General features: G+C 40.9%; 25 protein-coding genes and 1 pseudogene. 11 read left to right on the forward strand and 15 right to left on the reverse strand.

Annotated features, from left to right (window positions below; genetic code table 11):
- Positions 1-118: 118 nt before the first annotated feature.
- Positions 119-562: pseudogene (locus L1272_RS06645) on the reverse strand (glutathione S-transferase); the annotation flags it as partial.
- 101 nt (positions 563-663) lie between these two features.
- Here L1272_RS06645 and L1272_RS06650 point away from each other — a divergent pair.
- The 5 genes from L1272_RS06650 (at position 664) to L1272_RS06670 (ending at position 5,048) form a co-directional block, all read left to right on the forward strand.
- Entirely contained in the window at positions 664-1,521 is an 858-nt protein-coding gene (locus tag L1272_RS06650) for a LysR family transcriptional regulator (protein ID WP_187490215.1), read from the forward strand.
- Positions 1,522-1,608: 87 nt separating this feature from the next.
- On the forward strand, positions 1,609-2,235 hold the full coding sequence (locus L1272_RS06655; protein ID WP_235373023.1) for a DUF6795 domain-containing protein: 627 nt from the start codon (positions 1,609-1,611) through the stop codon (positions 2,233-2,235).
- Between the two features lie 296 nt (positions 2,236-2,531).
- A complete protein-coding gene (locus L1272_RS06660; protein WP_235373024.1) occupies positions 2,532-3,086 on the forward strand; it encodes a DUF6795 domain-containing protein in 555 nt (184 codons plus the stop codon).
- Positions 3,087-3,262: 176 nt separating this feature from the next.
- The gene (locus L1272_RS06665; RefSeq protein ID WP_235373025.1) at positions 3,263-3,913 is read left to right on the forward strand and encodes a DUF6795 domain-containing protein; all 651 of its coding nucleotides are present in this window, start codon (positions 3,263-3,265) and stop codon (positions 3,911-3,913) included.
- Complete coding sequence (locus L1272_RS06670) at positions 3,903-5,048, forward strand: lipase family protein (protein ID WP_235373027.1); 1,146 nt, start codon at positions 3,903-3,905, stop codon at positions 5,046-5,048. Before L1272_RS06665 ends, L1272_RS06670 begins: the two co-directional genes overlap by 11 nt.
- An 85-nt stretch (positions 5,049-5,133) precedes the next feature.
- Here the strand turns inward: L1272_RS06670 and aroC are convergent, their stop codons facing one another.
- Entirely contained in the window at positions 5,134-6,234 is a 1,101-nt protein-coding gene (gene aroC / locus L1272_RS06675; protein ID WP_235373029.1) for a chorismate synthase, read from the reverse strand.
- 65 nt (positions 6,235-6,299) lie between these two features.
- Positions 6,300-7,235: a 50S ribosomal protein L3 N(5)-glutamine methyltransferase gene (gene prmB / locus L1272_RS06680; protein WP_138599003.1), complete on the reverse strand. Its 936-nt coding sequence runs from the start codon at positions 7,233-7,235 to the stop codon at positions 6,300-6,302.
- Between the two features lie 101 nt (positions 7,236-7,336).
- Here prmB and smrB point away from each other — a divergent pair, with 101 nt between their 5' ends.
- The 3 genes from smrB to L1272_RS23210 all read left to right on the forward strand — a co-directional run bounded on the left by smrB (position 7,337) and on the right by L1272_RS23210 (position 10,388).
- Complete coding sequence (smrB, locus tag L1272_RS06685) at positions 7,337-7,894, forward strand: endonuclease SmrB (protein ID WP_054553197.1); 558 nt, start codon at positions 7,337-7,339, stop codon at positions 7,892-7,894.
- Positions 7,895-7,918: 24 nt separating this feature from the next.
- On the forward strand, positions 7,919-8,839 hold the full coding sequence (locus L1272_RS06690; RefSeq protein ID WP_235373030.1) for an AEC family transporter: 921 nt from the start codon (positions 7,919-7,921) through the stop codon (positions 8,837-8,839).
- 232 nt (positions 8,840-9,071) lie between these two features.
- The gene (locus L1272_RS23210; protein ID WP_138619849.1) at positions 9,072-10,388 is read left to right on the forward strand and encodes a sensor domain-containing diguanylate cyclase; all 1,317 of its coding nucleotides are present in this window, start codon (positions 9,072-9,074) and stop codon (positions 10,386-10,388) included.
- Between the two features lie 9 nt (positions 10,389-10,397).
- Here the strand turns inward: L1272_RS23210 and L1272_RS06700 are convergent, their stop codons facing one another.
- From L1272_RS06700 to sixA, 4 genes are read right to left on the reverse strand one after another with little or no spacing between them, the layout of a single operon-like run.
- Positions 10,398-11,132, reverse strand: a complete 735-nt coding sequence (locus tag L1272_RS06700) for an SDR family oxidoreductase (protein ID WP_054553199.1) — start codon at positions 11,130-11,132, stop codon at positions 10,398-10,400.
- The gene (locus L1272_RS06705) at positions 11,129-11,605 is read right to left on the reverse strand and encodes an ASCH domain-containing protein (RefSeq protein ID WP_054553200.1); all 477 of its coding nucleotides are present in this window, start codon (positions 11,603-11,605) and stop codon (positions 11,129-11,131) included. Before L1272_RS06705 ends, L1272_RS06700 begins: the two co-directional genes overlap by 4 nt.
- Positions 11,589-11,939 (reverse strand): RidA family protein, encoded by a 351-nt coding sequence (locus L1272_RS06710; protein WP_054553201.1) that lies wholly within the window; start codon positions 11,937-11,939, stop codon positions 11,589-11,591. Before L1272_RS06710 ends, L1272_RS06705 begins: the two co-directional genes overlap by 17 nt.
- 49 nt (positions 11,940-11,988) lie before the next feature.
- Positions 11,989-12,465, reverse strand: a complete 477-nt coding sequence (gene sixA / locus L1272_RS06715) for a phosphohistidine phosphatase SixA (RefSeq protein ID WP_235373031.1) — start codon at positions 12,463-12,465, stop codon at positions 11,989-11,991.
- Positions 12,466-12,660: 195 nt separating this feature from the next.
- Between sixA and L1272_RS06720 the strand changes: the two genes are divergently transcribed.
- A complete protein-coding gene (locus tag L1272_RS06720; protein WP_235373032.1) occupies positions 12,661-15,381 on the forward strand; it encodes an insulinase family protein in 2,721 nt (906 codons plus the stop codon).
- A 176-nt stretch (positions 15,382-15,557) separates the two neighbouring features.
- Positions 15,558-17,672, forward strand: a complete 2,115-nt coding sequence (locus tag L1272_RS06725; protein WP_371352126.1) for a sensor domain-containing protein — start codon at positions 15,558-15,560, stop codon at positions 17,670-17,672.
- On the opposite strand, the gene L1272_RS06730 is transcribed toward L1272_RS06725, so the two are convergent.
- The gene (locus L1272_RS06730) at positions 17,669-17,863 is read right to left on the reverse strand and encodes a hypothetical protein (RefSeq protein ID WP_054553205.1); all 195 of its coding nucleotides are present in this window, start codon (positions 17,861-17,863) and stop codon (positions 17,669-17,671) included. The genes L1272_RS06725 and L1272_RS06730 overlap by 4 nt on opposite strands.
- A 220-nt stretch (positions 17,864-18,083) precedes the next feature.
- On the opposite strand from L1272_RS06730, the gene L1272_RS06735 reads away from it, so the two are divergent.
- A complete protein-coding gene (locus L1272_RS06735) occupies positions 18,084-18,560 on the forward strand; it encodes a DUF4234 domain-containing protein (protein ID WP_138599010.1) in 477 nt (158 codons plus the stop codon).
- A 77-nt stretch (positions 18,561-18,637) separates the two neighbouring features.
- On the opposite strand, the gene L1272_RS06740 is transcribed toward L1272_RS06735, so the two are convergent.
- From L1272_RS06740 to efpL, 7 genes are all read right to left on the reverse strand, one after another.
- Positions 18,638-19,957 (reverse strand): DUF58 domain-containing protein, encoded by a 1,320-nt coding sequence (locus tag L1272_RS06740; protein WP_235373033.1) that lies wholly within the window; start codon positions 19,955-19,957, stop codon positions 18,638-18,640.
- Positions 19,954-20,937, reverse strand: a complete 984-nt coding sequence (locus L1272_RS06745) for an AAA family ATPase (protein ID WP_054553208.1) — start codon at positions 20,935-20,937, stop codon at positions 19,954-19,956. The genes L1272_RS06740 and L1272_RS06745 overlap by 4 nt, the downstream gene beginning before the upstream one ends.
- On the reverse strand, positions 20,934-22,082 hold the full coding sequence (locus L1272_RS06750; RefSeq protein WP_235373034.1) for a DUF4350 domain-containing protein: 1,149 nt from the start codon (positions 22,080-22,082) through the stop codon (positions 20,934-20,936). Before L1272_RS06750 ends, L1272_RS06745 begins: the two co-directional genes overlap by 4 nt.
- Positions 22,072-23,532: a hypothetical protein gene (locus tag L1272_RS06755; RefSeq protein ID WP_138599014.1), complete on the reverse strand. Its 1,461-nt coding sequence runs from the start codon at positions 23,530-23,532 to the stop codon at positions 22,072-22,074. Before L1272_RS06755 ends, L1272_RS06750 begins: the two co-directional genes overlap by 11 nt.
- A complete protein-coding gene (locus L1272_RS06760) occupies positions 23,522-24,472 on the reverse strand; it encodes a stage II sporulation protein M (protein WP_235373035.1) in 951 nt (316 codons plus the stop codon). Before L1272_RS06760 ends, L1272_RS06755 begins: the two co-directional genes overlap by 11 nt.
- Entirely contained in the window at positions 24,469-25,197 is a 729-nt protein-coding gene (locus L1272_RS06765) for an RDD family protein (protein WP_054553212.1), read from the reverse strand. Before L1272_RS06765 ends, L1272_RS06760 begins: the two co-directional genes overlap by 4 nt.
- Before the next feature lie 145 nt (positions 25,198-25,342).
- Positions 25,343-25,915, reverse strand: coding sequence for an elongation factor P-like protein EfpL (gene efpL, locus L1272_RS06770; protein WP_235373036.1), 573 nt, complete (start codon positions 25,913-25,915; stop codon positions 25,343-25,345).
- Positions 25,916-26,103 lie beyond the last annotated feature (188 nt).

The following is a 26,103-nucleotide window of genomic DNA, read 5'->3' on the forward strand; positions in this document are numbered from 1 at the left end:
AGGATCTGTAATTGAATTAAAATGTTTCAGAAAAGTAGTGCTCATATTTATGCGACCAAGTAATTATTATGCCTTGATCTGATCACTACTTGCTCTATAAGTTCAATTTATAATGATCTTGCCGTGGATACCTTTGCTGTTGAGCCGAAAATATCTCATCGATACGGGCAATATCTTTTTTAGCTTGTTCTGATAATTCAACATGCCTGTTAGCGCGGATATTCATTGGCATTTCATTACGAAGTGCAGCAAAACCAGAGTGCATCTCAGCCGCTAAACTGCGTGCTTTTGCTCTTTGGGCTATTTCACTAGGCCAAGCAGCACCATTTAGATAAGCATCATTGATGTATTCACAAATAGCGAGTGAATCCCACACGATTAACTCAGCATCAATAAGGGCCGGCACTTTTTGCACGGGAAACTTACTTTTTAATGCTTCATAAAACTCAGGCGTATCTAGAACTAATTGTTGTTCTGTAAAAGAAACATTGAATTTACTCAGTAAATACCACGCTCGTAATGACCAAGTTGAGTAGTTTTTATTGCCAATAAATAATTGCATTGTACTTCCTTTAACGTTTAGATTGGACTCACTATAAAACAGCAATTGGGCAATTACTCGCCAATTGTTTTTATGTTAACTATAAGAAATGCTGATACATTATGGATATTGATGCCCTTAGGACTTTTTGCGCCTTTGTTGATACAGGCAGTTTCACCCGCGCTGCAGCACAAATTTGCAGAACCCAATCTGCAGTAAGTATGCAAATGAAAAAGCTGGAACAAGACCTCGCAAGTCCGCTATTTGAAAAGCAAGGCCGTCAACTGGTGCTAACCCATCAAGGCCACCAGCTAGCAAGTTATGCAAAGCAATTGATAGCGCTTCATGATGAAGCCTTTAAGCAATTAAAAGCTGGCACTGGCAATTTACGTGTGCGCATTGGTTGTCCTGACGACTATGCCCACTCTTTACTACCAGAGCTTGTTGATGCTTTACACCAACAGTTTAATGCGCTGGATCTACAAATAAGCTGTGCCCCAAGTACTGAGCTTAGAGCCAAACTAGACCAAGGTATGCTCGATTTGGTGATTGCCACTCGCTCGCCAGACAGCGAAGAAGGCTACTTATTGCAATCAAGCCAAGGTGTGTGGGTGAAAAGCCCTGCTTTTGAGATTAACGATTCAACCCCACTTCCAATCGCCTTGTTTCAACGAGACTGTAAGTTTCACCAAGCCAGTATTGAGGGTCTATTAAAAACCGAGCGTCGTTTTAATATTATTGCCTGTTGTGGCTCAGCGGGAGCGTTACATGGCTTGATTAAACAGGGACTGGCAATTAGCAGTATGGCACGAATAAGCATGCAATCAGGTGTGGAAGAGGTGAGCGACAACTCCCTACCGACACTGCCTGTCATTGATATCGTCCTGCTATATGGTAATCATGCCCACAACCCTCTCAGTCATGAGCAGTTAAAACAGATTGTGGGACTGATAGCAAACACAGCCTACTCCCCTTATTAAAATTCTAACAAGCATAAAAAAGAAACAATCAACTTTACATCTGTTTTTCAATCTATTAGTGTCCCCCTAAATAAGCACGGATTGCTTATGAAAAAATCAATTACAAACAAAATTACCCACATTATTCTAGCTCTCTCTGCGTGTGTAATTATTTCCACAGCTATAGGTCAAGGAGACGATATGTTTAGCTGGTTCAGAAAGAAAAAAGAAGTATTTTTAAGCCCAGAAGTCAATGGTATTGTGACTGAAAATGGTCAACCTGTTGCTAACTTAGAGATAATTCGCTCATTAATCTACATAGATGAAAAAGTTCATCGAGACGCTGCAATAACCGATGAAAATGGGCACTTTCACTTTCCTAAAAAAACAATTTTATCCTCAATACCTAATAAATTGATTGCTGAGCATCGTGTTTCTCAAGAAATTTTTATTGAAAGCGAAAGTACTTTAATTCCATTATGGGTTGCAAACCAATCAGGAATTAAAGAAATTCCTGAGTATAGTAAAAAATTAGCATTCCTAGAGTGTGAGTTAACTAATAAACGCGTTGCTTTTGAATTTAAAAATAATAATAACGAGCATTTGAATTATGTCGCATCGAGTATTTGTCGTTGGAAAACGGACTATATGCCATACTGGTTATATGACGGAGATAGAGAATATAGAATTAATAATGGTGATTTTAATAACTTAACTGAACGTAACATCAAGTAAAATTAGCGTGGGAAAAGATTGAGTCACTGATTTTAAAATAGCAAACGAAGCAACCATGGCCATTCCCATCGTCGAATAAATTCAGCAGCCCCTGTTACCCGACCAGATAATAGGAACAGCAGCACACCGAGCAACGAATAGGAACAATCAACTTTACATCTGTTTTTCAATCTATTAGTGTTCCCTAAATACGCACGGATTGCTTATGAAAAAATCAATTACAAATAAAATTACCCACATCATTATAGCCTTCTCTGCTCGTAATTATTTTCACAGCTATAGGTCAAGGAGACGAAGTGTTTAGCTGGTTCAGAAAGAAAAAAGAAGTATTTTTAAGCCCAGAAGTCAATGGTATTGTGACTGAGAATGGTCAACCCATTGCTAACTTAGAGATAATTCACGCACTGACTTATATAGATGGTGTAGAGCGCCGTGATACAGTCACAACAGGTAAAGATGGTCACTTTCACTTTCCAAAGAAAACAATATTTTCCTCTATTCCGAATAAATTAATTTCGGAAGACAGAATACACCAGAAAATTGTTATAGAAAAAGATGATCAGTCAATCATTGGTTTATGGGGGACGACTCAGCCTGGCATATACGAAATTCCAGAATACACAGAAAAACTAAAGTTTTTAAATTGTGAACTAACTAACCCATTAGTGAGATTTGAGTTTAAAAATAATACTAATGAACACCTCAATAGAATTGCGACAAGTATTTGCAGATGGGAAGTGGATTATATCCCAACGTATATAATTGAAAATGGAGAAGCAAAATATAAGATTCATGATGGAAACTTTAAGATTTTAACTGATCGTTTTACAGGGAAAAAAGTTGCATTATGAGTTTCAAAATAGCAAACGTAGCAACCATAACTATAACCATCGTCGAATAAATTCAGCAGCCCCTGTTACCCGACCAGATAATAGGAACTGCAGCACGCCGAGCAACGAATAGGAAGAATCAACTTTACATCTGTTTTTCAATCTATTAGTGTTCCCTAAATACGCACGGATTGCTTATGAAAAAATCAATTACAAATAAAATTACCCACATCATTCTAGTCCTCTCTGCGTGTGTAATTATTTCCACAGCTATAGGTCAAGGAGACGATATGTTTAGCTGGTTCAGAAAGAAAAAAGAAGTATTTTTAAGCCCAGAAGTCAATGGTATCGTGACTGAAAATGGTCAACCTGTTGCTAACTTAGAGATAATTCGCTCATTAATCTACATAGATGAAAAAGTTCATCGCGACACTGCAATAACCGATGAAAACGGGTGCTTTCACTTTCCTAAGAAAACAATTTTATCCTCAATACCTAATAAATTGATTGCTGAGCACCGTGTTTCTCAAGAAATTTTTATTGAGAGAGGTGATGAGCTAACTCCTTTATGGGTTGCAACTCAGTCTGGGATTAATGAAATTCCAGAGTACAGTAAGAAGCTGTCATTCTTGAATTGTGAATTATCAAATCGATGGGTGCAATTTAAGTTCCCAGATAAAAGCAGTTCTAACTACAATTACTTAGCTTCAAGCATTTGTAGATGGGAAGATGACTATGTACCCACTTGGATTATTGAGAATAATGAGCCGAAGTACCGTATTCATGAAGGTGATTTCAATAAATTAACGGATAGATTTACAGGAAAGGAAATCCCAAATGAGCCATAGTATTTCACCAAGCACAGCAGCCAGTGTTGCAGCTCGTGTATATGATATTAGAAAATCAAACAAATTCAGTAATATATTCCACGAAGATTTTTTAGCGAATTTCGAAATCACCTCGAACCAAATCAAAGGCGTTAGTGGTGGCTTAATTAATCAGCTTCTTAACCGAACAACAGGATTTGCATTAACAGCACAAGGAATATCCCCACAATTTAAAGGTCATCATATTATAGGTATCCGCGGAACTGTTTTTACCTCCTGTTCTGATTGGCTAACCAATTTAAATGTAGCCATTACTCATGGACCTAAAAACTTAGAGGTGCACTCTGGTTTCGAAAAAGCATTTACCAGTATGAAGCCCATGTTTGAGGCTTATGTAAAAAGTCATAAACCTAAGTGCTTGCACCTTGTTGGGCATAGCCTTGGTGGTGCCATCGCACAACTTACGGCAATTTGGGCAAGTGAAAAAGGCATTCCTGTAAATTTATATACCTTTGGTGCGCCGCGGGTTGTATTAAACCACTCCGTACATTCTGCCGCGCATAATATTGGCCAGTATCGCGTTACACATGGCGCAGACCCCGTCCCATGTGTGCCTGCTTGGCCGTTTAGCCATACATCTAGCGAATATCAAACGGCAATGAATGAAGGAGCATCTTTTAACATTGCGGCTCATTCCATGGAAGGAAGTTCTCCGGGGTATATCAAATCTGTTGATGTATTTAAAGACTACGCAAGCATGGAAAGCTCAATTAAGCCCCTTCACTACAACCATACTGTATTAAAGTATGATCAGCGCTTTAATGTTAGATTCTCGCTTAACTGGCAGCGAGTAATTACCAGTGGCTTAATTACTTTTTTAAAGAAAACAGGACAATACGCCTTCATCTCTGCACAGGCAGGTTTAACTGTCGGGTTAACTTTTTATGATATTTTAGCCCGCTGCCTATATGAATCAGTGGTTAAATTTGTCGAGCTTACAGAAGAGTTAAAAGGGTTAATTGGCCATATGCTCGCGTTTGTTGGTAAAGCATCATATGAAGTCAAAGAGCTTACCGCTCAATTTATTCGTTGGGTATTAGGTTTAATGATCAAAAAGCTATACATGGTAGCAAAGCAGGCAATTGATCGTATTTAAGTTTCTTTATTGACCTTCTGCAATCAAAAACGCGGCAAATCAAGCCGCGTTTTAAGTTTATAGTTCTTTGCTAAATCAAACCAAGTTAATCAATCGAACCTTTTATTGGTCCATGTTCGTGGTTTACATGTGGATTTTGACCACGTTGGCGCAATAAGTGATCCATTAAAGTAATCGCCATCATCGCCTCAGCAATAGGAATTGCACGAATACCGACACATGGATCATGACGTCCTTTAGTGATCATCTCTACCGCTTCGTTGCTGGTATTAATGCTATTACCCGGTCTGGTAATGCTTGAAGTTGGCTTAAGTGCGATAGAGGCAATGATGTCTTGCCCTGTCGAGATACCTGCAAGTACACCACCCGCATGATTTGATGTAAAACCATCAGGAGTTAACTCATCACGGTGTTCAGAGCCCTTTTGCTCTACCACATCAAAGCCATCACCAATCTCAACGCCTTTTACCGCATTAATGCTCATTAATGAGTGTGCAAGCTCTGCATCTAGGCGATCAAATACTGGCTCACCAAGACCAACAGGTACATTTTTAGCAACCACTTTAACTTTAGCGCCTACCGAATCACCTTGTTTTTTTAGGTCGCGCATGTACTCATCAAGCGCTTCTAGCTTGCTGGTGTCTGGAAAGAAAAATGCATTGTTTTCCACTTCATCCCAGTTGTAATCTTCAGCTTTAATTGGCCCAAGCTGGCTCAAACAAGCACGCACTTCAATATCGTGAAATTGTTTTAGGTATTTTTTTGCAATTGCACCCGCCGCTACACGAATCGCCGTTTCACGGGCAGAAGAGCGACCACCACCTCGGTAATCACGGATACCGTACTTATGCCAATAGGTATAATCACCATGACCTGGGCGAAATACATCGGCAATTTTGCCGTAATCTTTTGAACGTTGATCGGTGTTTTCAATCAGTAAACCAATGCTAGTACCAGTGGTTTTACCTTCGAACACACCTGAAAGAATTTTTACTTCGTCACTTTCGCGGCGCTGTGTTGTATATCGACTTTGCCCCGGCTTGCGACGGTCTAAATCAATTTGTAAATCGGCCTCGCTAATTTCAAGACCTGCTGGTGTGCCATCAACAACGCCGCCTAATGCAACGCCGTGGCTCTCACCAAAGGTGGACACTTTAAATAGTTGCCCGATGCTATTACCTGCCATTAATTTTCCTCATTCCTAATGACTACTGAGACCTAGCCCTCAGGCTCGGCTTTTAAAATCTGCTGTTAATCTGCGAAATAGTTAACAAGTTGCTGTTTGCTGATCACAAACACGCCAAGACCACCTTGTTCAAATTCAACCCACTCAAATGGTGCGCCTGGGTACAGCTCTTCCATATGTACCATAGAGTTACCAACTTCGACAAATAACAAACCGTTATCAGTTAGATGCTCTGCAGCTTCAGCTAGGATGGTACGAGTAACATCAAGACCATCATGACCCGATGCTAAACCAAGCTCAGGCTCGTGATGGAATTCACGTGGTAAATCAGCCATATCTTCAGCATCAACATACGGTGGATTAGCTACGATCAGGTCATATTTTTGACCCGGGACACCACTAAATACGTCTGACTGAATTGGCAGTACACGGTCATTTAGCATGTAATCGCTAATATTAATATCAGCAACTTCGAGCGCTTCATATGAAATATCAACCGCATCAACCTGTGCATCTTCAAATGCTTGCGCAAGTGCAATAGCAATACATGCAGAGCCGGTGCATAAATCAAGTATGCGCATTACTGAGCTTGGCTCTTCTAACCAAGGTGCAAAGCGATTATTAATTAACTCTGCAAATGGCGAACGTGGAATTAACACGCGCTCATCAACATAAAACGGCATACCTGCAAACCACGCGGTGTTGGTCAGGTACGGTACTGGCGTACAATCATTAATACGTTCTGCAATAAGTTCAGCTAAGCGGTTTTTCTCGGTGCTGGTTAAACGCGCATGCATAAGCTCTTTTGGCGCATCGATTGGCAAGCTTAGTGCTGGTAATAGTAAGCTAACTGCTTCATCCCACGCATTATCTGTGCCGTGCCCAAAGAAAATACCACTGCTGGCAAATTGACTGGTTGTCCAACGTAACCAATCATGCAACGTTGAAAGTTCTGCAATTGCCTCGTCTAAAATTGCGTCTTCTATCTGGAAATGGTTCATGTATGTTCCTTAACTTTCAAAGTCTGTTCTGACGCGTATTGTACCGTCTTTTCAGTTGGTTTTTACTCGATTTTTAGCGTTTTTTTGTTTAGACTGCCGCCATGAAAAAAGATCCCCACGCCAACAACCACATTAGCACTGACGATATTGACTTATTTCGTCAGAGTATCAGTGGTGCCAAAGCATTTAAACAAGACACTATTCGATTCACCAATAAGCCTAAAGTGTCACAAGCGAAGCAATTTTCCCAGCAAAAAAAGCAACATCAGGCAGAATTTTTCTTTTCTGATGAATATGTACCAGACATCGACACTCATGGCACCGTAAGTTATGTCAAACCAGGTCACGATAGCTTTTTAGCAAAGCAACTTCGCCGTGGAGATTACCCACCTGAGTTAACCCTTGATTTACATGGCTTAAATAAAGAATTAGCCAAAGATGAGTTGGCGGGTTTAATTCATGAGTGTAAAAAACAGCATTACTATTGCGCTTGTGTTGTGCATGGCATTGGTGAGCGCATACTTAAACACAAGGTACCGCAATATTTAGTTCAACACCCTGATGTGATTGCTATGCACCAAGCGCCTCTTGAATTTGGTGGTAAAGGTGCTGTACTTATTTTAATTAATCTTCCACAAAGTGATGAGTTCAGACGCTAACGTCTTCTTGTCATAAGGCCTAAAGTGCATATTTTTTCGATTATCTTTCCACTGATTTTTATCGTGTTAAGTGGTTACATCAGCTCGCGAAGCACGTTTTTATCGAAAGAGCATATTGCAGGGTTAAGTAAGTTTACTTTTTACATTAGCGTGCCTGCTTTTCTATTTTTAAATATGGCCCAAGCCGATTTACAAAATAGTGTATCTATTGCAGGCTTTTTGAGTTTTTACATCCCGGTATTGGCCATTTACGCCCTCGGCTATGTGATTGACCGCTACCTCATTAGCAAGCAATCTGCGCCGTCACGTCATGCTGTATTTGCCCTTGGCAGTAGTTACTCAAATACGGTACTGGTAGGTTTGCCTATTATTATTGCAGCACTTGGGCAACAGATGGTCGGTATTGTATTTATGATCATCACTTTTCATAGCGCACTTTTGTTTACCCTCACCTTTTTGCTCAGCGCTAAATCGCAGCAAACATTCTCTTGGCGAGCATTTGCTAAAAACATGCTGCTCAATCCAGTCGTGTTAAGCATCAGTAGCGGCTTGGCTGTTAACCTACTTGGCTTTACACTTTTTGATGATTTTGCAAATGGCCTGAGTCTACTTGCGAAACCTGCCATTGCCTGTGCGTTATTTGTATTAGGGGCAAACCTTGCATTTTATAAAATGGCCGACAACTTACAAGCATCACTCATTGCAACCATCATCAAGCTTTTAGTGTTACCGTGCGGGGTCTACTTTTTTGCAGGCAGCGTATTCAACCTAGAGCAATCATTACTGAACGTGTTAGTACTTTTAAGCGCCTCTCCTTTAGGGGTCAACGCTTATCTAATCGCCAATCAAATTAAGCAACACCAAGCGACACTGGCAAGTAGCGTCGTGCTTTCAACAGTATTGAGTGTAGTGAGCTTTAGTGCTTGGTTAAACGTATTACTCTAGCTAGAAGTCATTACTAAAAATATTGAAAAAGCAGTATTTAATATATTCGCTATAATGAACTTGACTTATAATTGCACAACATCGTCTTTTAACTAATCACAAATTTATAAGCACCACTTTAGAAAGGCTTTCAGTGAAAACGATTTTACGGCATCAACGAAACTTATATAGCATTTTAATTTGCATCATTTTCGTCATTGGTTACGCATCTTATCTCACTATAAGTAATATAGTGGCTGAACAAAGTCGCTTACAACAACAGTCTATTGCCCCTGTTTTTTCATTGGTTGTCGAAGAACTCTACAAGCCTGTTCATACTGCTCAAGCCTTAGCGAGCACAGGAAGCTTAAGTAACTTACTTACTGATAGTGAACTAGACCAAGCCGCCATTCTAAACCACTTAGAACAGCTTCAGGAAAATTTAAATATGCTCGTTTTTGTAGCAAGTGAGCAACAACAAATGCAATTTAATTCTGATGGCACAACGATTGATTTACAAAAAGAGAATATCGAGTGGTATCCAAAAGTAAAAGCAATGCAAGGCGATACCGTTGCTATCTTAGGAAACCGCGAGAACGTACATTTATACGTAGATATCAAAGTTTATTCTGAGCAAGGCAACTTTTTAGGCTTTATAGGTGTAGGTAAAAGTCTTCAGTCATTTTGGGAAGCTTTTCAACAATATAAAGCTACACATGGCTACGACTTACTTTTTGTCAATAACGTTGACGAGGTGGTGCTTTCTTCTCATCGAGACTTTCAAGCACAGTTTACTGATATTGTTAACTTAAATGAACTTAGTTGGTTCAAAAATGCGGCACAAGAGCTGGCCAACATGGAGAATTTGAGCAGTATCATTATCCAAATAGAGCAGGATGATCATGTTGTTACGCAATTCAACTTGCCCCAACTAGATTGGCGAGTTTTTTTAATATCGCCTATGGCTAAAAGACAAGCAGAAATTAACTATGCATTTTTCAGTCACAGCGCTCAATTGGCTGCAATTTTGTTTTTCTTATTATTGTTTATTTATGCTGCATTTGCTTATCAGCGTAAAAGTATTGAGGCGAGAATAAACATAGATCCACTCACAAAACTGGCGAATAGAGACAAAATAAACCACTGGTTTGAAGAACACACCGAAAAAGAGAATAGCCTCGCTTTAATCATGGTTGATATTGATCATTTTAAGAACATTAATGATCTGTATGGCCATAATACCGGAGATAAGGTTATTAAAGAGGTAGCAAAAATACTCAGAAGCAACCTAGGAGAGCAAGATGTTGCTAGCCGTTGGGGAGGTGAAGAATTTATTATTTTGATGCCTAACACAAGTCTATCGGTTGCGAGCCAGTTAGCTGAAAAGATTAGAAAAGACATTGAGTTAAATTTATTTACCGTAAATAGTCAATCATTAAAGGTGACGGCAAGTTTCGGAGTTACTCAAGCACAAAGAGCTGAAAAACTTGAGAGCATTGTAGCTGATGCTGATAGAGCGTTGTATGAAGCAAAGCAGCAAGGCCGCAATCGTGTGTGTAAAGCTTTTTAACTTAACGACTTAAAGCCCGCCTGATACATCGATAAAACTGCCTGTTGTAAATGAGGCTTGCTCACTTGCCAAAAAGTAAATCGCTGAGGCGACCTCTTCTGCTTCACCACCACGCCCTAGCGGCAACTTAGATTTTAACCTATCAACTCGGTTTGCTTCACCGCCATCGCGGTGCATATCGGTATAAATAAGGCCTGGTCTTACCCCATTAACCCGAATACCTTTACTCGCGACTTCTTTAGCAAGGCCTATCGTGAAGGTATCAAGCGCTCCTTTTGATGCGGCATAATCTAAATATTCATTTGGTGAACCTGTGCGTGAAGCACCCGATGAAACATTCACAATACTGCCTTTGTCCATACGCTTTATTGCTTCGCGCGCGCACAGAAAGGCGCCAGTAACATTACAGCTTAAAATAGCGTTGATACGCTTAGCATCCATCTCTAATAACGGCATTTGTGGCATCATCATCGCTGCGTTATTAACTAACACATCTAACCGAGAAACCTGAGTATCTAATTTAGCGAACATGGCGAGTACTTGCTGCTCATCGGCGATATCGGCTTGCAACAAATAGGCATTCACGCCAAGCACTTTTATCTCATCAGCGACCGGCTCTGCACTTGCGTGATCTGACTTATAGTTAATACACACATCATAACCATGTCTCGCAAACAGTTTTGCTGTCGCTGCCCCTATACCGCGGCCGCCTCCGGTAATAAGAACCACTGGATTCGTATTCATTCTGACTCCTTGAAAACTAACATAAACTGCTCACACACCAACGGCATCTCAGGGTGACATTGATAGCCTGTACCTGCGAGCTCTCGCTGATAATAATCCCAATGCACATGCTGCCAGTACTCAAGGCTTTTGTCGCCCTCACCTTCTAATGCGGCGTAATCGGCGCTTATTTGATTATATGGGGTAATAGTTACAGAGACGGTTTCAATAATGCCGAGGGGCTGTCCCTGCCAATTGGTAAAAATAGCTAAATCACCAACTTCAGGAAGGGTTTCATTATTGGCTTTAAACCAATAAAGTGAAGGGGTTGTGGCTTGTTTTACGCCATTTAAAACCAGTAATGCGCATTCATTAGCATCTTGCTCATTGTCACAAAAATGCCAACTTGGTAGTTCAGTCACTGCGCGGCCTGATTGCTCATTAAAGCGAGCAATCAACTGCGCGATACGCTGCTCGTTACTTAACTGCTGCAACGACAGAAATCTCTACAAGTAGTGCGTCACGCGCCATTTTTGCCTCAACACAAGCGCGAGCAGGCGCATGACCTTGTGGTACCCAAGCATCCCAAACTGCATTCATCTGTGCAAAGTATTCCATGCTTTTCAAGTAGATTGTGGCGCTTAGCATTTGCTCTTTGCTACTACCTGCTTCAATAAGTAGCGCTTCGACCTTATCCAGCATGGTTTGAGTTTGTTCGGTGATATCTTTTTCGGCATCGGCACAAACTTGGCCGCATAAGTAAACTGTGCCGTTATGCTTAACGATGCGGCTCATTCGGGCACCGGTTTGTAAACGTTCGATAGTCATAGTAAGAACTTAAAAAATTAAAAGTGGCGCTAATTTAGCAAATCCACTGTTAGATTTCGACGTTATTTGGCGAGTGAATACTTAGGTAGTGACTGCGCTGTTTGTGTTCATCATATTCGATAACAGCAATCGCCCCGGTATTGAAAATAGGCATATGACCTGGACTTAACTGATCAACTAAATAGCTAACAATAGGCATATGAGCAACGACCAACCAGGTATTGCAGTCTGGATGCATAGCAATCAAGGTTTCGAGGTAATCAGCGGCAACTTGCGGCACACCATCAGGGGTAATGTCGTTACAGGTATCATTAAATTGTAACGAAATATGTTGCGTAGCATCGGCAGCTGTTTGTTGAGCACGAATGTAAGGACTTACCAACAGAGCATCTGGTTTATGATGTGTTGCTAACCATTGCCCCATTCGACTAGCTTCTTGGTGACCGGTCTCGGTCAGTTGTCTTGCTGCATCATCTGCTTGCATTGGCGTAGCTTCGCCATGGCGCATGATTAAGATTGTTTTCATAAAAAATCAACCGATTAAAGAATATAAAACAGTAGCCAGTTTGCTTGATTGTTCGCTATATTAGAATATCATCACTAGATACATTAAACATCCGCTTATGATATTCAGGTAGATTTTCGTAGCTCTGTCTTTTTTAGCTTTCCTGAAAATATCATCTGTTGTTAGGACATTAACGCACTCTTTCAGGAGCATCTTTTGAATATCAGCCGCAATGATAACAGAACATATCAACCCCTAACACTGGACAATGGTCTAAAAGTACTTTTAGTGCAAGACTTAGAGTCAACAAAATCAGCGGCTTCTATGGCGATTAACGCAGGCCATTTCGACGATCCTCTTGACAGACAAGGCCTTGCGCACTTTTTAGAGCACATGCTTTTTTTAGGCACTGACTTATACCCAGAATCGGGCGGCTTTTCTAATTTTGTATCACAATCTGGTGGCAACACCAACGCCTGGACTGGCACTGAGCACACTTGCTACTTCTTTGATATAAACAGCCAGCAGTTTGCTGAAGCACTAGCACAGTTCAGTCGTTTTTTTATCGCACCACTACTAAATTCTAAAGAGACTACAAAAGAACGCAATGCCATAGACGCAGAATTCAAACTAAAAATAAAAGATGATGGCCGACGAATTTATCAGGCTCACAAAGAAACGGTGAACCCAGCACACCCTTTTGCAAAGTTTTCGGTTGGTAACCAGCAAACCCTCGCGGATCGTGAGGGCTGCATCAGTGATGAGCTTCGTGCTTTCTTCGATAGTCATTATCAGGCTCAGTGGATGACACTGGTGGTCTGCAGCAATGAAGATATTGCGACCATGACCACCTGGGTAAAACAGTTATTTAGCGAAATAAAAGGTCAGCCAAAAAGTAAAGAGATTATAGAGCAGCCACTTTACCGTAAACAAGACTTAGGTAAGGTGTTACACATTGAGCCACATAAACATATGCAAAAGCTCATTATTAGCTTTGCGATGCCAAATATAGATGACTTTTATCGTCACAAAACCGTTAGTTTTATCGCTCACTTACTTGGCTACGAAGGCAAAGGATCGCTGTACTCTATTCTAAAAGAGCAAGGCTGGATCAATGCCCTCTCAGCAGGTGGTGGCATTAATGGCAGTAACTTCAAAGATTTTAATATCAGTATGGCGTTGACTGATGAAGGTATTGAATACTATGAAGATATCGTCGAAATGGTGTTTGAGTATATCTGCTTAATTAACCAAAACTGCGATAAATTGCCGCGTCTTTATCAAGACAAAAAGAACCTCTTGCAAATTGCCTTTGATAACCAAGAAAAAGCACGTTTAATTGATTGGGTGAGTAACTTAAGCATTAATATGCAGCATTACGATGAAGCCAATTATGTGCAAGGCGATTATTTAATGGAAGGCTTTAACCGCTGCGCTCATGAAATTGCCATGCAATGGCTAACACCTGATAACATGCGCTTGGTACTCATTCATCCAGGTGTTGAGCCTGAGCACACTACAGCTTGGTACAACACCCCTTATAAAGTAGAGGACATTTCAACAAGTTGGTTAGAAGCGCTAAGCGAAATAAACACGCCATTACCACAGATGTGCTTACCAAGTGCTAACCCATACCTCACCAAAGAGGTTGAGTTATTGCCTTTAGAAAAGCCAACTAAATCACCAGAGCTTTTAGTCAAAAGAGAGGGCTTTGATTTTTGGTTTAAACAAGATGCGACTTTCAGAGTGGCAAAAGGGCATTTTTACTTAGCGATGGACTCAACCTTTGCGATTAAAGATGTTAAGCACATGGCCCTTACCCGCTTATTTGCAGACTTGTTTATGGACAGTGTGGCTGAGCAGTTTTATCCGGCTGAGCTTGCTGGCCTTAGTTATCACTTAACCTCTCACCAAGGCGGGTTAACTCTACACACTGCCGGTCTTTCATCGAGTCAGTTGGAGCTAGTTAATGAGTTATTGGAAGCGCTATTTAATGTTGAAATCTGCGCAAAACGCTTTGCTGAGTACAAAAAGCAGCTAGTTAGACATTGGCGAAACAGCAATCAAAACAAACCTGTTAGCGAGCTATTTAGTATTTTGGGTGCGCAAATTATGCCATGGAACCCAGAGCCGAATGCCTTAGCGCAGGCTTTAAAAGATACGAGCTTCCATCAGTTTAATTGCTTTAGAAATGAGTTTTTTAAAGCCTTGCACGTTGAGTCTTTTTTACATGGTAACTGGCAACGCTCTGATGCGCTTAAGTTCCAAAAACAAGTGACTGAGCACTTAGCTGGCAGCACCACAATTATTGATTTAACGCGACCACTAAACGATATAACCGAAGTAGGTCAACAGCGCTTCATGTTAAATTGCAGCGATCATGCAATGGTACTGTACTATCAAGCACAAACGGATGACACCAGCGAAAAAGTGCAAATGATGGTACTTAACCATTTAATAAATCAAGATTACTTTAATGAGCTAAGAACAAAGCAACAACTCGGCTATTTAGTTGGCGCAGGCTATGCTCCGTTTAATACCCGGGCGGGTATCGCATTTTATGTGCAGTCACCTAAGCACAGTGCTGATGAGATACTTCAGCGTCACCAGCAATTTATTAATAATTATGTATCACAAGTAAACAGCATTTCTGAGCAGCAATGGTTAGATACCAAAGCGGGTCTTGTCACACATATTGCTGAAAAAGATAAAAATTTACGCTTACGCTCGCAACGTTTATGGTTGGCAATCGGTAATCGCGATACTGAATTTAATATGCAACGGCAGCTTTTAGAGGCACTTGATAAGTTAAGCCTTGCTCAAATGCAGCAGTATATTACCGAAACCTTTAGTGAAAACAGGCCAAGAATAGAACTTTTAAGTGAGCCAAAGGCCAAAAAACAGCCAAAAACAACCCTTTCTTCGCATTCTCTTTGACTCGAACGCGAGCTTAGATTAGATTAATTGTTGCGAATTAAAGTAATGCATTAATGACAAAAATAATAAAAATGATTTCTGCTTTTTTAACAATAAGTATGGCTGGGGTTTTTTCTGCATCCGCCAGCCCCATAGAGCTTGAACAGAGCACATTGTTGCTTATTCCAAGTGCTATCATGATGCTGTTATTGCCATACTTATTATTCATAATTTTTAAACTAAAACGCTCTCGACAGCAACTTCGTATCTCAGAACATCGTTTAAAAAGTACCGTAGAAGGTAGTGGTGACACCCTCTGGGACTGGAATATTAAAACCGGCGAGGTGCTACGAATTAATGATAAATACACTTCAGATACAAATAGTAGCAGCGGCTTTCCCCCTAATCGCGAATTAATTCACCCACACGACTTACAACACGTCGAAACAGCCCTTAAAAAACACTTCGCCGAGCATACCGCTTTTTTTGAAGCGAGTTACCGCATTAAAGACAGCTTTGGTCGTTGGCACTGGGTACTAGATCGCGGCAAGATCATCGAAAAAGACGCAAACCTCAACCCTTTGCGTATGACTGGCACTGTAAGAGATATTTCTCAGCTGAAATCAACAGAAGCACGTTTAAACCTATTCGCTAAATGCGTTGAGTCGCTAACTGACGCCATCGCTATTTACGATAAAAACTTCAAATTGGTTGACTTAAACCCAAGTTTTTTAACACTATTTGGTGGTACACGAGAGCAATACTTAAAGAAAGATTTTACCTTAAATGGCTATGACCAAAGCTATGTAGATGAAATTAAAGCCACCGTAAAAGCGACAGAACACTGGCAGCAAGAGGTAAAACTTCGCAATGCGAAAAGACAGCTGTTACCAATTGAAATTTCAATTGATGAAATCAAAAATGAGCACAACCAAATATGTAACTACGTAGTTGTTTTTTCAGATGAAACTGAGCGTAAAAAAGCAGAATCACAATTACATAACTTATCAAACCGTGACCGTACAACGGGCTTACCTAACCGAAACTTGTTTTTCACCAACCTGAAAAAGCTCGCTAAGCAAGATAATCATCACGCTTTGTTAGTGTTTGACCTAGATAACTTTAAGAAGATTAACGACTCTCTGGGTCACCAACTTGGTGATAGCTTATTGTCTAAGCTTGCGATGCGCTTGAATAAGTTAACCCGCGAAAAAGATGTGTTTTATCGTCTTGGCGGGGATGAGTTTGCGCTCGTAATGTCGGGCACCAACGATATTCATACTATCACTCGCATGGCTAAACTCTTTTTAGCCGCAATTGCTACACCTTTTAATATGGCAGGCCATGAACTGGTGATCACCTCAAGTGTCGGTATTGTGCTGTTTCCTGAAGATGGTAATACCCCCGAGTTATTACTTAAAAATGCGGATACAGCCATGTATCACGCTAAGAAAAAAGGTAATAGCTATCTGTTTTTCAACGACACAATGAACCGTGAAGCGGTTAAACGCTTACAAATCGAAAATTTAATGCGTTACGGTCTAAAAGAAGACCACTTTGAAGTGTACTACCAGCCAAAAATGAATATTCGTACAGGTAAACTAGATGGTATGGAAGCCTTGGTACGCTTCATTACCCCGAAAAAAGGTGTAATTAGTCCAGGTGTGTTTATTCCTATTGCTGAAGAAACTGGGCAAATTATCGAAATTGGTGAAGTTGTTTTAAACAAAGCATGCCGCGATGTAAAGGCGTGGATTGACCAAGGGTTATTCAACGGTCGTGTTGCAGTGAATTTATCCGCTAAACAGTTCAGCTTGCCCGATTTAACCACCCGTATTGATGTGATTTTGCAAAAGAATGAACTGCCCTCTTACTTCCTTGAACTTGAGATCACCGAAGGTACGGTTATGGACGACCCAAACGAAGCTATTTCTGTCATGCGCTCACTCAGTGCCCGAGGTATTCACCTTGCAATGGATGACTTTGGTACAGGCTACTCATCGTTAGCTTATCTAAAACAGTTCCCGCTTAATACTTTGAAAGTTGATAAAGCCTTTATTGACGACATGCAAACAGAACGTGGCCGGAATATGGTCGACTCGATTGTAACCATTGCTCATAACCTTGATTTACATGTGGTTGCAGAAGGCGTTGAACAAGCCGAACAAGTCATGATGTTAGAGCAGTTAAAATGTCAGACGGTACAAGGTTACTATTACTCAAAGCCACTATCACAGCCAGAATTTACCGCCTTCTTACAAAAGCAACTCGATAAATCTGCGCCGAGCCTACTAAAAACAGCAAAAGCTTAAGGTCGCCAGCCACACGATTGATGACCAACGTGACGCACAAATGCGCGGCGGTAGTGCATGTTAAATAAACACCAAGCAACAGGCCCAAGCACACCGCCTAACAGCATCCAGCGCTTTACCGGCATTCCTTTAGACAAAGACTCTAAATACATCACCAAAATAAATACACAACTCAAAAAGATAAATAACACACAGCACCTCATAAAAATCAGCGGCAGTGTACATAATTTCAGCAAGCTTTAAAACTTCACTCATGCTATAACCTCTATAAGGCTTATTTATACTGGCCTTTATGTTACAAAGCTTTACTTTCTAGGCTGTTGAAATGATGTACAAAAAGCAACCTCACTGTTATTATCGATGCGTGCTATCAGCACAAAGGAATATAAAAAATAATTATGAGGAATCGTTATGTCTGAAGAATCAGCTAACATCTATGAAGCACCAGAAGCTGAGCTTACTCAGCAAAACAACGGTGGTAATAAACCTATTTTAAACTTTGACCGCTTCTCTGCTTGGGGCGTGTTCTTTTTATGCCTTTTCACATTTGGTATCTATAGTGTTTATTGGTTAGTGAGCCGAACTAATAAAGCCAATGCATTAGCAGAAAACCAGATAAGCCAAGGCTTAGTTTATGGCTATGTTGCTTTGTACATTGTGAATATTGTGTTGTCTTTTGCAGGAGTTTCACCTGAAATTGGTGGTATTGTGTCACTGATTTCGTTTGTTGTTGCCATTGTATTAATTTTCTCTCTTCGTACATCGATTAAAGAGTTAATTAATGAAGGTAGCAATGAACCAGTTCATTTAGGTGGTATTTTAACGTTTTTCTTTAACGTTATTTATTTCCAATACAAAATTAACGAAGCTATTGATAATCAAAAATAATCGTTTCGTTATTTATTGAAAAAGGCATTGAGTTCAATGCCTTTTTTATTGCGGGATTGCGGGTTGGTACTAGGTTATTACAATGCCCCGGAGTGCTTCACATTTAAATAGGTGTTAAGCACATGCGGCAGTAACTGCTCAGGGTTACAGTCTATGGCTATCACCCCTTGTTTTTTCAGCTTTGCCATATTGGCTTTATGTGAATTTAACAGTGCTAAAGCTGCACAATAGCTGGTTGCATCTTCGTACTTTTCTATAGGCTCTTCGAGCACCTCATTTACAGCACGGTTATTAATATTAATAAGTGCCACTAAATGGTGTTTTTGTAATAGCTTAATTGCAGGCATTAACTCATCAATGCTTTGCTCATCAAGGGTGGTAACTAATAACACTAAAGAACGTTTACTGCGTTTAGCGATTAATTGATTCACAGCCACTAAATAGTCACTGCTGCTCTTATCTGGGTATAGATCATAAAAGTGATTCATTACCCGTGATACATTCTGCGCACCCTTTACATCAGGTAACCAACGCAGGCTTTGGTTAAAGCTTTGCATGCTAAACCAGTCACCTTGCTTTAAAACTGTATGCGACAGCAGTAACAATGCATTTAAAGCATGATCAAAGTGGCTACCTTCATTGGCTTCGATGGCCATTTTTTTAGAGGCATCTAGCATCACTATAACATGTTGGTTTTGCTCTTCTTGATACTCTCGAGAAATGAGTTTTCGACGCTTACTAGTCGCCTGCCAGTCTATTTGTCTAACACTATCACCTTGGCGGTATTCGCGTAACTGCTGAAACTCAATACCATCACCGCGCTTTTTAGTGAGTTTTAACCCTGAAATAGGCTTATTCACTACGCCATTTAAATGCTGCTTTGAAGTCACACGGCTAAAATCGGGATACACTTTTAGTTGAATCGCTTGCGCAGCTAGCCAGTTTGTTTGCCAAAGGCCAAATGGCGACCCAACTCTAAGTTCAATGGCACTGATCTGCGCATCGCCTCGCTTGTGAGCGCGTAATGTAAAGCTCTGCTTTGCTTGTTGCATTGCATCAATAAACACCGTTTGCTGTGGCTTTTGCAGCTCAATTGCATTGCTCAAATGAACACTGACATCTAGCATGGTCGCATGCTTCGCTTTGTTTTTAATCACTATCTGCAAGGGTTGGCGTCGATACAAAGCCATGTTGAGGTTCGTTTGTGCGCTTACTTCAAGTAAAGGCTCTGACTTTGCCGCCATATAATCGAAAAATGCGACCAATAAAGGCACTAGGAGCAAGGCCGTTAACACTAAGCTGTCAACCGATGCAATGGCACAGACAAACAACAATAACAGCAACAAAGCTGTTAATTGTACTAAGCGTTTTGCAGGTCTATGCTTGATGCGATTCATGAGCGCGGCGCTTCAACACTGGCTAAAATGGCATTGATCACTTCATCAAATGACACCCCTTCCAGCTCCAAATCAGCCGATAAAATTAATCGGTGCCTTAAAATATTCACTGACACTGACTTCACGTCATCTGGGGTTACAAAGTCACGACCATTCATTAATGCCATTACTTTTGCGGCTTTAATAATATTAATTGAGGCACGTAACCCTGCACCGTGCAACACGCCCTGCCAAGTTCGTGAACTACGCACGATATCAACGGCATAATTAAGTATTTGTTCGTCGACTAAGATATCTGCACAAAGCTGTTTAATTTCCGCAATACGCTTAGCATCTAATACTGCTGGCAGCTGCTCTACTTTGGTTTCATTAGACACAATTTGTGTATTCAGTTTTAAAAGCTCAACTTCCGATTCATGAGAAGGAAAACCAAGCTCAACTTTCATCATAAAGCGGTCTAATTCAGCCTCTGGCAGTGGATACGTCCCCTCTTGATCTAATGGGTTTTGAGTCGCTAATACCATAAACGGTGAATCAATAGATAATGACTCCCCATCAATGGTGATTTGTTGCTCTTGCATCACCTCAAGAAGGGCTGATTGCGTTTTTGCGGGTGCACGGTTGATTTCATCAGCCAGTAAAATATTAGTAAATGCTGGGCCTTTTTTGATATTAAATTCACCTGATTTCATATCATACAAACTATGACCAACAACATCTGAAGGCATTAAATCCGGTGTAAACTGCACTCGCGAAAAATCTACATTTAAGCTTTTTGCTAAGGCTCTAACCAGTAGCGTTTTGCCAAGCCCTGGAACCCCTTCAAGTAACACATGACCACCCGCAAAGAGTACCGTAAGCACATCTTCAACAATGGCATCTTGACCGACTAACACACGCGAAATGTTATGCTTTACTTGTTTTACTGCATCAGCTGCCTCAACTAAGCTCATGCGATTAGTGTCTAATTCCGTGCTCATAAGGCATTCCTTAATTGTTTAAATCGTTTTATATATTCTGTTCGTTGTTCTTTTGACTCAGGCAACTTGCTAGCAAGCAACTCTGCCACCTGTTGTTTTTCAAAATGAGTTAAATTAGCGATGATCTGCGCCTGCTTTTCAGCACTAAGCATCTTAAAGTTAGGCACTCGCGACTCTACTTTGGCGTAAAAATCTTTTTCTAGAGCAGTAAATAACACGGCTTCGTGACCATGCTCAGAATAAAAGTTTGCTACTGCTCGAATATGCTGATTAAAGCTGGTTTTTACATCGAAGTCAGGAGCATAAGAGCGGCCGATGCGACTACTGATATGCCATACTGCAAGCACAATTAATAACAGCAACGTCACCACACATTGCCAGCTCCAGTGCCATAATTTGGCAAACCAATTTGGGTAAGTCAGGTAAGGGACATAGGTTACTTTTTTAGCCCCTTTACTTAACCAAAGTAATAAGCTGCCATGATCAAGGTGGCGAAGTCGGTAATTAGTAAAAGGTAACAGCGATGGCATCACAATGACCCGACCTTGACCAAACGCAAAGTCACACATCAAGGTGTCGCCGTTATCATTATTGGTATTCACACCGGGGCAGTTTTCAATAAAAAAGGCACGGCTTAGCTCAAGGTCAAGCTGAGTGTTTTCATCAATTGAGAGCGTACTATTTTTATGCCCCTCTTTGAGCATTGCAAAATCATATTCAAAGACATCTTCTTGGCTTTCTACATTAATACTAAGCTGACTAAAAAATACGGTGCTATCAATTGCCAGCTCATCACGTTGCCTGTTTAATACATAAATCAAGCGTCCGCCTTCAGCGACCCAATCAGCCAGCTGTACATCTAACAGGTAAGAATCAGCAAGCACTGCCTCATCTAAAATTAAGATACTTTGTGGGTCTATGTTTAACTCATCACTTTGAGCTTGCTCTGCCAAGCGCTTGTTTTTATTCCAATCGATACCATTGGCTTTAAGTAGCCGTTGAGCCATCGTAAAGTTATCTTTTGCGACATCACTATGAAAGCCAATCTCTATTTCTTTTTTCTGCCAATCTAAAGAGGCAATACCCGCAATAGCAAATAGGCTAAACAATACGAGCGCCGCAATAAGCACAACCTTAAGCTTCATGGGCTTGCTCCTTAGTCTCAGCTGTCATAGCTGTAATTTGCTCAATCAGCTCGATAAAGTCGATATCAGGGGTTTTATGGCCCCAAGCGACCGTGACCCACGCAGAAAATAAGCGAGCAAAAATTGCTTGCCCTTGATTTGGCACCCTAGCATCAATTGCACGTTTACATTCGCGCTCAGTCATCGAGCGGTGTAAGCGCACTTCATGTCGTTGCTGCGCCCAACTCAGCGCATGATGAAGCAAATACGCCAGCGCCAAGCGGTGCTGCCCTTGCTCAAAACACTGCTTTGCAGCAGCAATTAAATCAGTAGGTAAATCCTTACTTTTAATTTCTGCAAATAAGGTTGGGATCACTGGCTGTTCATTCACTTTACTGCGCTCAGGCAAGCTTAAGTTGGCAAAAAAGCCACGTTTTTGCATCAGGTAATACACTAGCCAAATAACTAATAAGCCGACCAATACCCAAACTAACACGCCAAACACTTCACCAATGGCAGTAAATACATCGATAAGCCAAGACCAATCACTATCTGATGAACTCGCTTTGGCTTCGATATTTGGCACCCACGTAGTCTCAGTTTCGATGACATTAGGCTCATTATAAAGAGCAGTAACTTGCTCTTTTACAGCTTGCTTATCGATTTGCTCTGCATAGCTTGTTGATGGTTGCAGCGTAAATGTTGTCAGCAGAAGAAGTGCTACAGCACTGACTACGCCTGCAAGACGGGTGCGAATATTTTTAAATGCCAGCTCGATATCCCAGCCCTCTAGTTCAACACGGCGGTGTAAATAAGCAAGGAAACCGCCAGTAACAAAAAGCGGCGCCACTAATGAAATACTGAAGATATAAATAAAGTTAAACGCTATCTCAACCCAGATCGGCGCTTCAAAAATTTGGTACATGGCTTCTTGTGCAGAGAATGAATGGGGCACAAGTGCAATTGTCAGTGCCGATATTCCCATCAATAAGATAAACTCAAAATGTACACAAAACAGCATCCACAATGTCTGCTTAGGCTTATTTGAAGCAAACAACACCTGCTTACGTTTGGTTTTGCGCTCACCTGATAGTCGCTCAAGTTGCTCTACGGGGGCTAAAAATGCTCTGTTTGGGCTGAGCCTAAAAACGGTTAAATGCGCAAGCATATCAGCGATTTTTAACTGCTTGAGTAACTTTAAGCTACTCATTATGCTGACTGGCTGATTGAAAACCGCTTTTGACATGTAATCAAGTAATGGTCGCTCAAATACAGGTTTAAGCCACCAAACAACAAAGCCGCCTATGCCCCAGTTTACTAGAAAGCCAACAATTAAAAATACGGGCACGGCCATCATCAAATACAAAGAGACCAATGCGACAGCATGCTGCTTAACTAGCAACACTGTTAAATCAAAGGTTTCGTAAGCACTGCGCTTGCGAGGATTGAAGCTAAGACGATTAAGTTCCATAGCGCATTCCCCTGTACAAGCGAAAAATGACATAAGCCCAACAGCCGCTGCCAACTAAATATTTAATTTCGTTAGCAATATCACGGGGTGACCAAAATGCTTCGATAAAAGCGGCAATGACTAACATTAAAAATGCGCCAACAATCAGTGGAAGTGCTTTTTGTGCAGCCTGTTTCATCGCATATGCGCGAGTATACTGCCCAGGATTTAACAAGCCGTAACCTATTTGACACCCGGCCGCTGAGGCAATGATGATAGCGGTTAACTCAAATGAGCCATGGGTTATTACAAATGAAAAAAACGGCCCTTCAAATCCAACATTGACAATGTGAGCCGCAACGGCACCAAAATAAAAACTATTGAACAACAAGAAAAAAGCAGCACCAACACAGAACAGAACACCACCTGCAAACATCTGAAATGCAATGCCAATATTATTGTAGATATAGACCCCGAACATCATCAGATCTTGTGATGCGCCGCGCTCAGCCGATTGAACGCTACCACTAGGGTTATACATTTGTTCGATATTAAGCACTGTACCTTGCCCTAAAAATGTATAAGCGGCATCAGGGTCAATTGTCACCCAAATAAAAGCAACTAAGGCCAATCCCCAAAATGCCAATAAGTTAATGCCAAGCATTAAACGATTTTCATACAGTGCACGTGGAAATGCCGTGCGGGCCACATGCCATATTTCAGAAAATTGATTGCTTCGAGATAAATAAAGGCGCTTTTGTCCTAATTGCACCAGCCTGTTTATTTGCTCAATCAACACTGGGCTGTATTGACGACTTTGCGCAATGGCTAAATCATTACAGACTTTGCGATACAAGTTAGGGAAATTAACAGGTAAAGACTTTGCACTATTTTGCTCGCAAAGCGCTTCAAACTCATCCCAACTGACACTATTTGATTTTACAAATTGAGTTTGCTTCATTGCTTACCCTCCTGCTGCGGGTAATCGTTATCGTGTTGAACTTGACCTGCAAAGTGGCGTGCGTAACTAACAAGCTGCGCCTCAATCTCATGCTCTGCAGCAGAAAAAGGAGTAGCTAAAATAGCTGCCAACTCACGACGCCTTGCATCCGATAATTCATCATGACGCTCTGCAAAAGCAAGCACCGCTAATTGCTCTTCGGTGGTTAAGCTAATGGTAGGAATATGCACTTCTCCTTGTGATAATTCTGGGCGCATAGCTAACTCATCGTCGTAAATAACCATAGTGCCTGCAGCCCAATCACCAATGCGTTTAAAACGGTTGTTAAACAACATAACCACAAGGCCTAAGAAATAGCCTATAGGTAGCATATCGGCTGGACGTAGTAAGTTACGCACTACAATTTGCGAAAAGCTCGCTGGTAAGCCATTGTCTTGCACAACACGGATTTTAAGGCGTTTTTTACCCGGCGTTTGGCCATTTTCCATTTCAAACAGGATGTTATATCCCCATGAAATTAAAAAGTAAGCAATTAAGATAAGCCCCTGCCCTGCATCACCAAAGAAGGCCAATACAGTACCAACAGCAAGTAGAACCAAACTACGGATAATAAAATCGATAATGTAGGCATAGCTTCTGGCAACAACGCCAGCGGGAGTAATGGCGATATCAACGCCTTCAGGGAGTTTGATGTATTCTCTGTTTTCCAATCCGTGGTTCAACATTAATCTACTACTGATAATTATTATTGTTTTCGTAAGCCGGTAATAATGCGCGTTTTTCGTTCCTTTTTCAATGAATTTTGTAATGAGCGAGTTACTAATAAAGCAAAAAACCGGCAAAAAGCCGGTTCTCTAATGGACCACAGAGTTATTTTTCTGCGCGTCCCATAAATTTTTGTTCAACGGTGTTGATACGAATACGGTCACCTGTTGAAATATGCTCAGGAACTTGAATCGTTAAACCCGTTGTTAAACGTGCTGGCTTTGAACGTGCACTTGCTGAAGCGCCTTTGATTGAAGGGTCTGTTTCTTCAACAACAAGCTCAACACTTGATGGTAAATCTAAGCCAACTGGTGAGCCATCAATCACAATCACGTGAAGGCCTTGAGTTTCTTCATTAACGAATAAAATCTCTTCGCTGATCGCTTCTTTATTAAGGTTATATGACGTGTAGTCTTCATTATCCATGAAAACATACTCTTCACCATCAATGTAAGAGAACATTGCTTCGCGACGAATGAGATCAGCAAGCTTTAACATATCGCTGTCTTTAAATGTTTCATCAACTTTACCGCCTGTTACCACATCGTATAAACGCATGCGGTATAAACTGCCACCAGCACGACCTTGTGGTACAGAACGTTGAATATCTTTAACTACTAAAACACGGCCGTTATGCTCGATAGCGGCGCCTTTTTTAACTTCACTTGCCTTAGGCATGGGTGTATTCCTATCGTTTTTTGATGACAGAAATTTACCACGTAATAGCTTTTGTTCAATAAAAATTTACAGTTTAATCTCAGAGCCTTTATTTATATTATTTTTCAGCAAATTATAACGATAGTTGTCTCCAAACTACGAAAAAGCTGCTATGTTTATAACTACGAAAAATGACTTCAAGGATTGGA

It is taken from the genome of Pseudoalteromonas sp. PAST1 (genome assembly GCF_021532515.1).
GTDB classification, from domain to species: Bacteria; Pseudomonadota; Gammaproteobacteria; order Enterobacterales; family Alteromonadaceae; genus Pseudoalteromonas; species Pseudoalteromonas simplex.

What these genes read in the sequence shown, in the direction of transcription:
- L1272_RS06765 (WP_054553212.1), bottom strand. Translation starts at nt 25,197, where the DNA reads ATGTTGAACCACGGATTGGAAAACAGAGAATACATCAAACTCCCTGAA.
- L1272_RS06755 (WP_138599014.1), bottom strand. Translation starts at nt 23,532, where the DNA reads ATGGAACTTAATCGTCTTAGCTTCAATCCTCGCAAGCGCAGTGCTTAC.
- aroC (WP_235373029.1), bottom strand. Translation starts at nt 6,234, where the DNA reads ATGGCAGGTAATAGCATCGGGCAACTATTTAAAGTGTCCACCTTTGGT.
- L1272_RS06745 (WP_054553208.1), bottom strand. Translation starts at nt 20,937, where the DNA reads ATGAGCACGGAATTAGACACTAATCGCATGAGCTTAGTTGAGGCAGCT.
- L1272_RS06760 (WP_235373035.1), bottom strand. Translation starts at nt 24,472, where the DNA reads ATGAAGCAAACTCAATTTGTAAAATCAAATAGTGTCAGTTGGGATGAG.
- L1272_RS06665 (WP_235373025.1), top strand. Translation starts at nt 3,263, where the DNA reads ATGAAAAAATCAATTACAAATAAAATTACCCACATCATTCTAGTCCTC.
- L1272_RS06750 (WP_235373034.1), bottom strand. Translation starts at nt 22,082, where the DNA reads ATGAAGCTTAAGGTTGTGCTTATTGCGGCGCTCGTATTGTTTAGCCTA.
- L1272_RS06725 (WP_371352126.1), top strand. Translation starts at nt 15,558, where the DNA reads ATGATGCTGTTATTGCCATACTTATTATTCATAATTTTTAAACTAAAA.
- L1272_RS06700 (WP_054553199.1), bottom strand. Translation starts at nt 11,132, where the DNA reads ATGAATACGAATCCAGTGGTTCTTATTACCGGAGGCGGCCGCGGTATA.
- prmB (WP_138599003.1), bottom strand. Translation starts at nt 7,235, where the DNA reads ATGAACCATTTCCAGATAGAAGACGCAATTTTAGACGAGGCAATTGCA.
- L1272_RS06740 (WP_235373033.1), bottom strand. Translation starts at nt 19,957, where the DNA reads ATGAATCGCATCAAGCATAGACCTGCAAAACGCTTAGTACAATTAACA.
- L1272_RS06655 (WP_235373023.1), top strand. Translation starts at nt 1,609, where the DNA reads ATGAAAAAATCAATTACAAACAAAATTACCCACATTATTCTAGCTCTC.
- sixA (WP_235373031.1), bottom strand. Translation starts at nt 12,465, where the DNA reads ATGAAAACAATCTTAATCATGCGCCATGGCGAAGCTACGCCAATGCAA.
- L1272_RS06735 (WP_138599010.1), top strand. Translation starts at nt 18,084, where the DNA reads ATGTCTGAAGAATCAGCTAACATCTATGAAGCACCAGAAGCTGAGCTT.
- efpL (WP_235373036.1), bottom strand. Translation starts at nt 25,915, where the DNA reads ATGCCTAAGGCAAGTGAAGTTAAAAAAGGCGCCGCTATCGAGCATAAC.
- L1272_RS06710 (WP_054553201.1), bottom strand. Translation starts at nt 11,939, where the DNA reads ATGACTATCGAACGTTTACAAACCGGTGCCCGAATGAGCCGCATCGTT.
- L1272_RS06650 (WP_187490215.1), top strand. Translation starts at nt 664, where the DNA reads ATGGATATTGATGCCCTTAGGACTTTTTGCGCCTTTGTTGATACAGGC.
- L1272_RS06670 (WP_235373027.1), top strand. Translation starts at nt 3,903, where the DNA reads ATGAGCCATAGTATTTCACCAAGCACAGCAGCCAGTGTTGCAGCTCGT.
- smrB (WP_054553197.1), top strand. Translation starts at nt 7,337, where the DNA reads ATGAAAAAAGATCCCCACGCCAACAACCACATTAGCACTGACGATATT.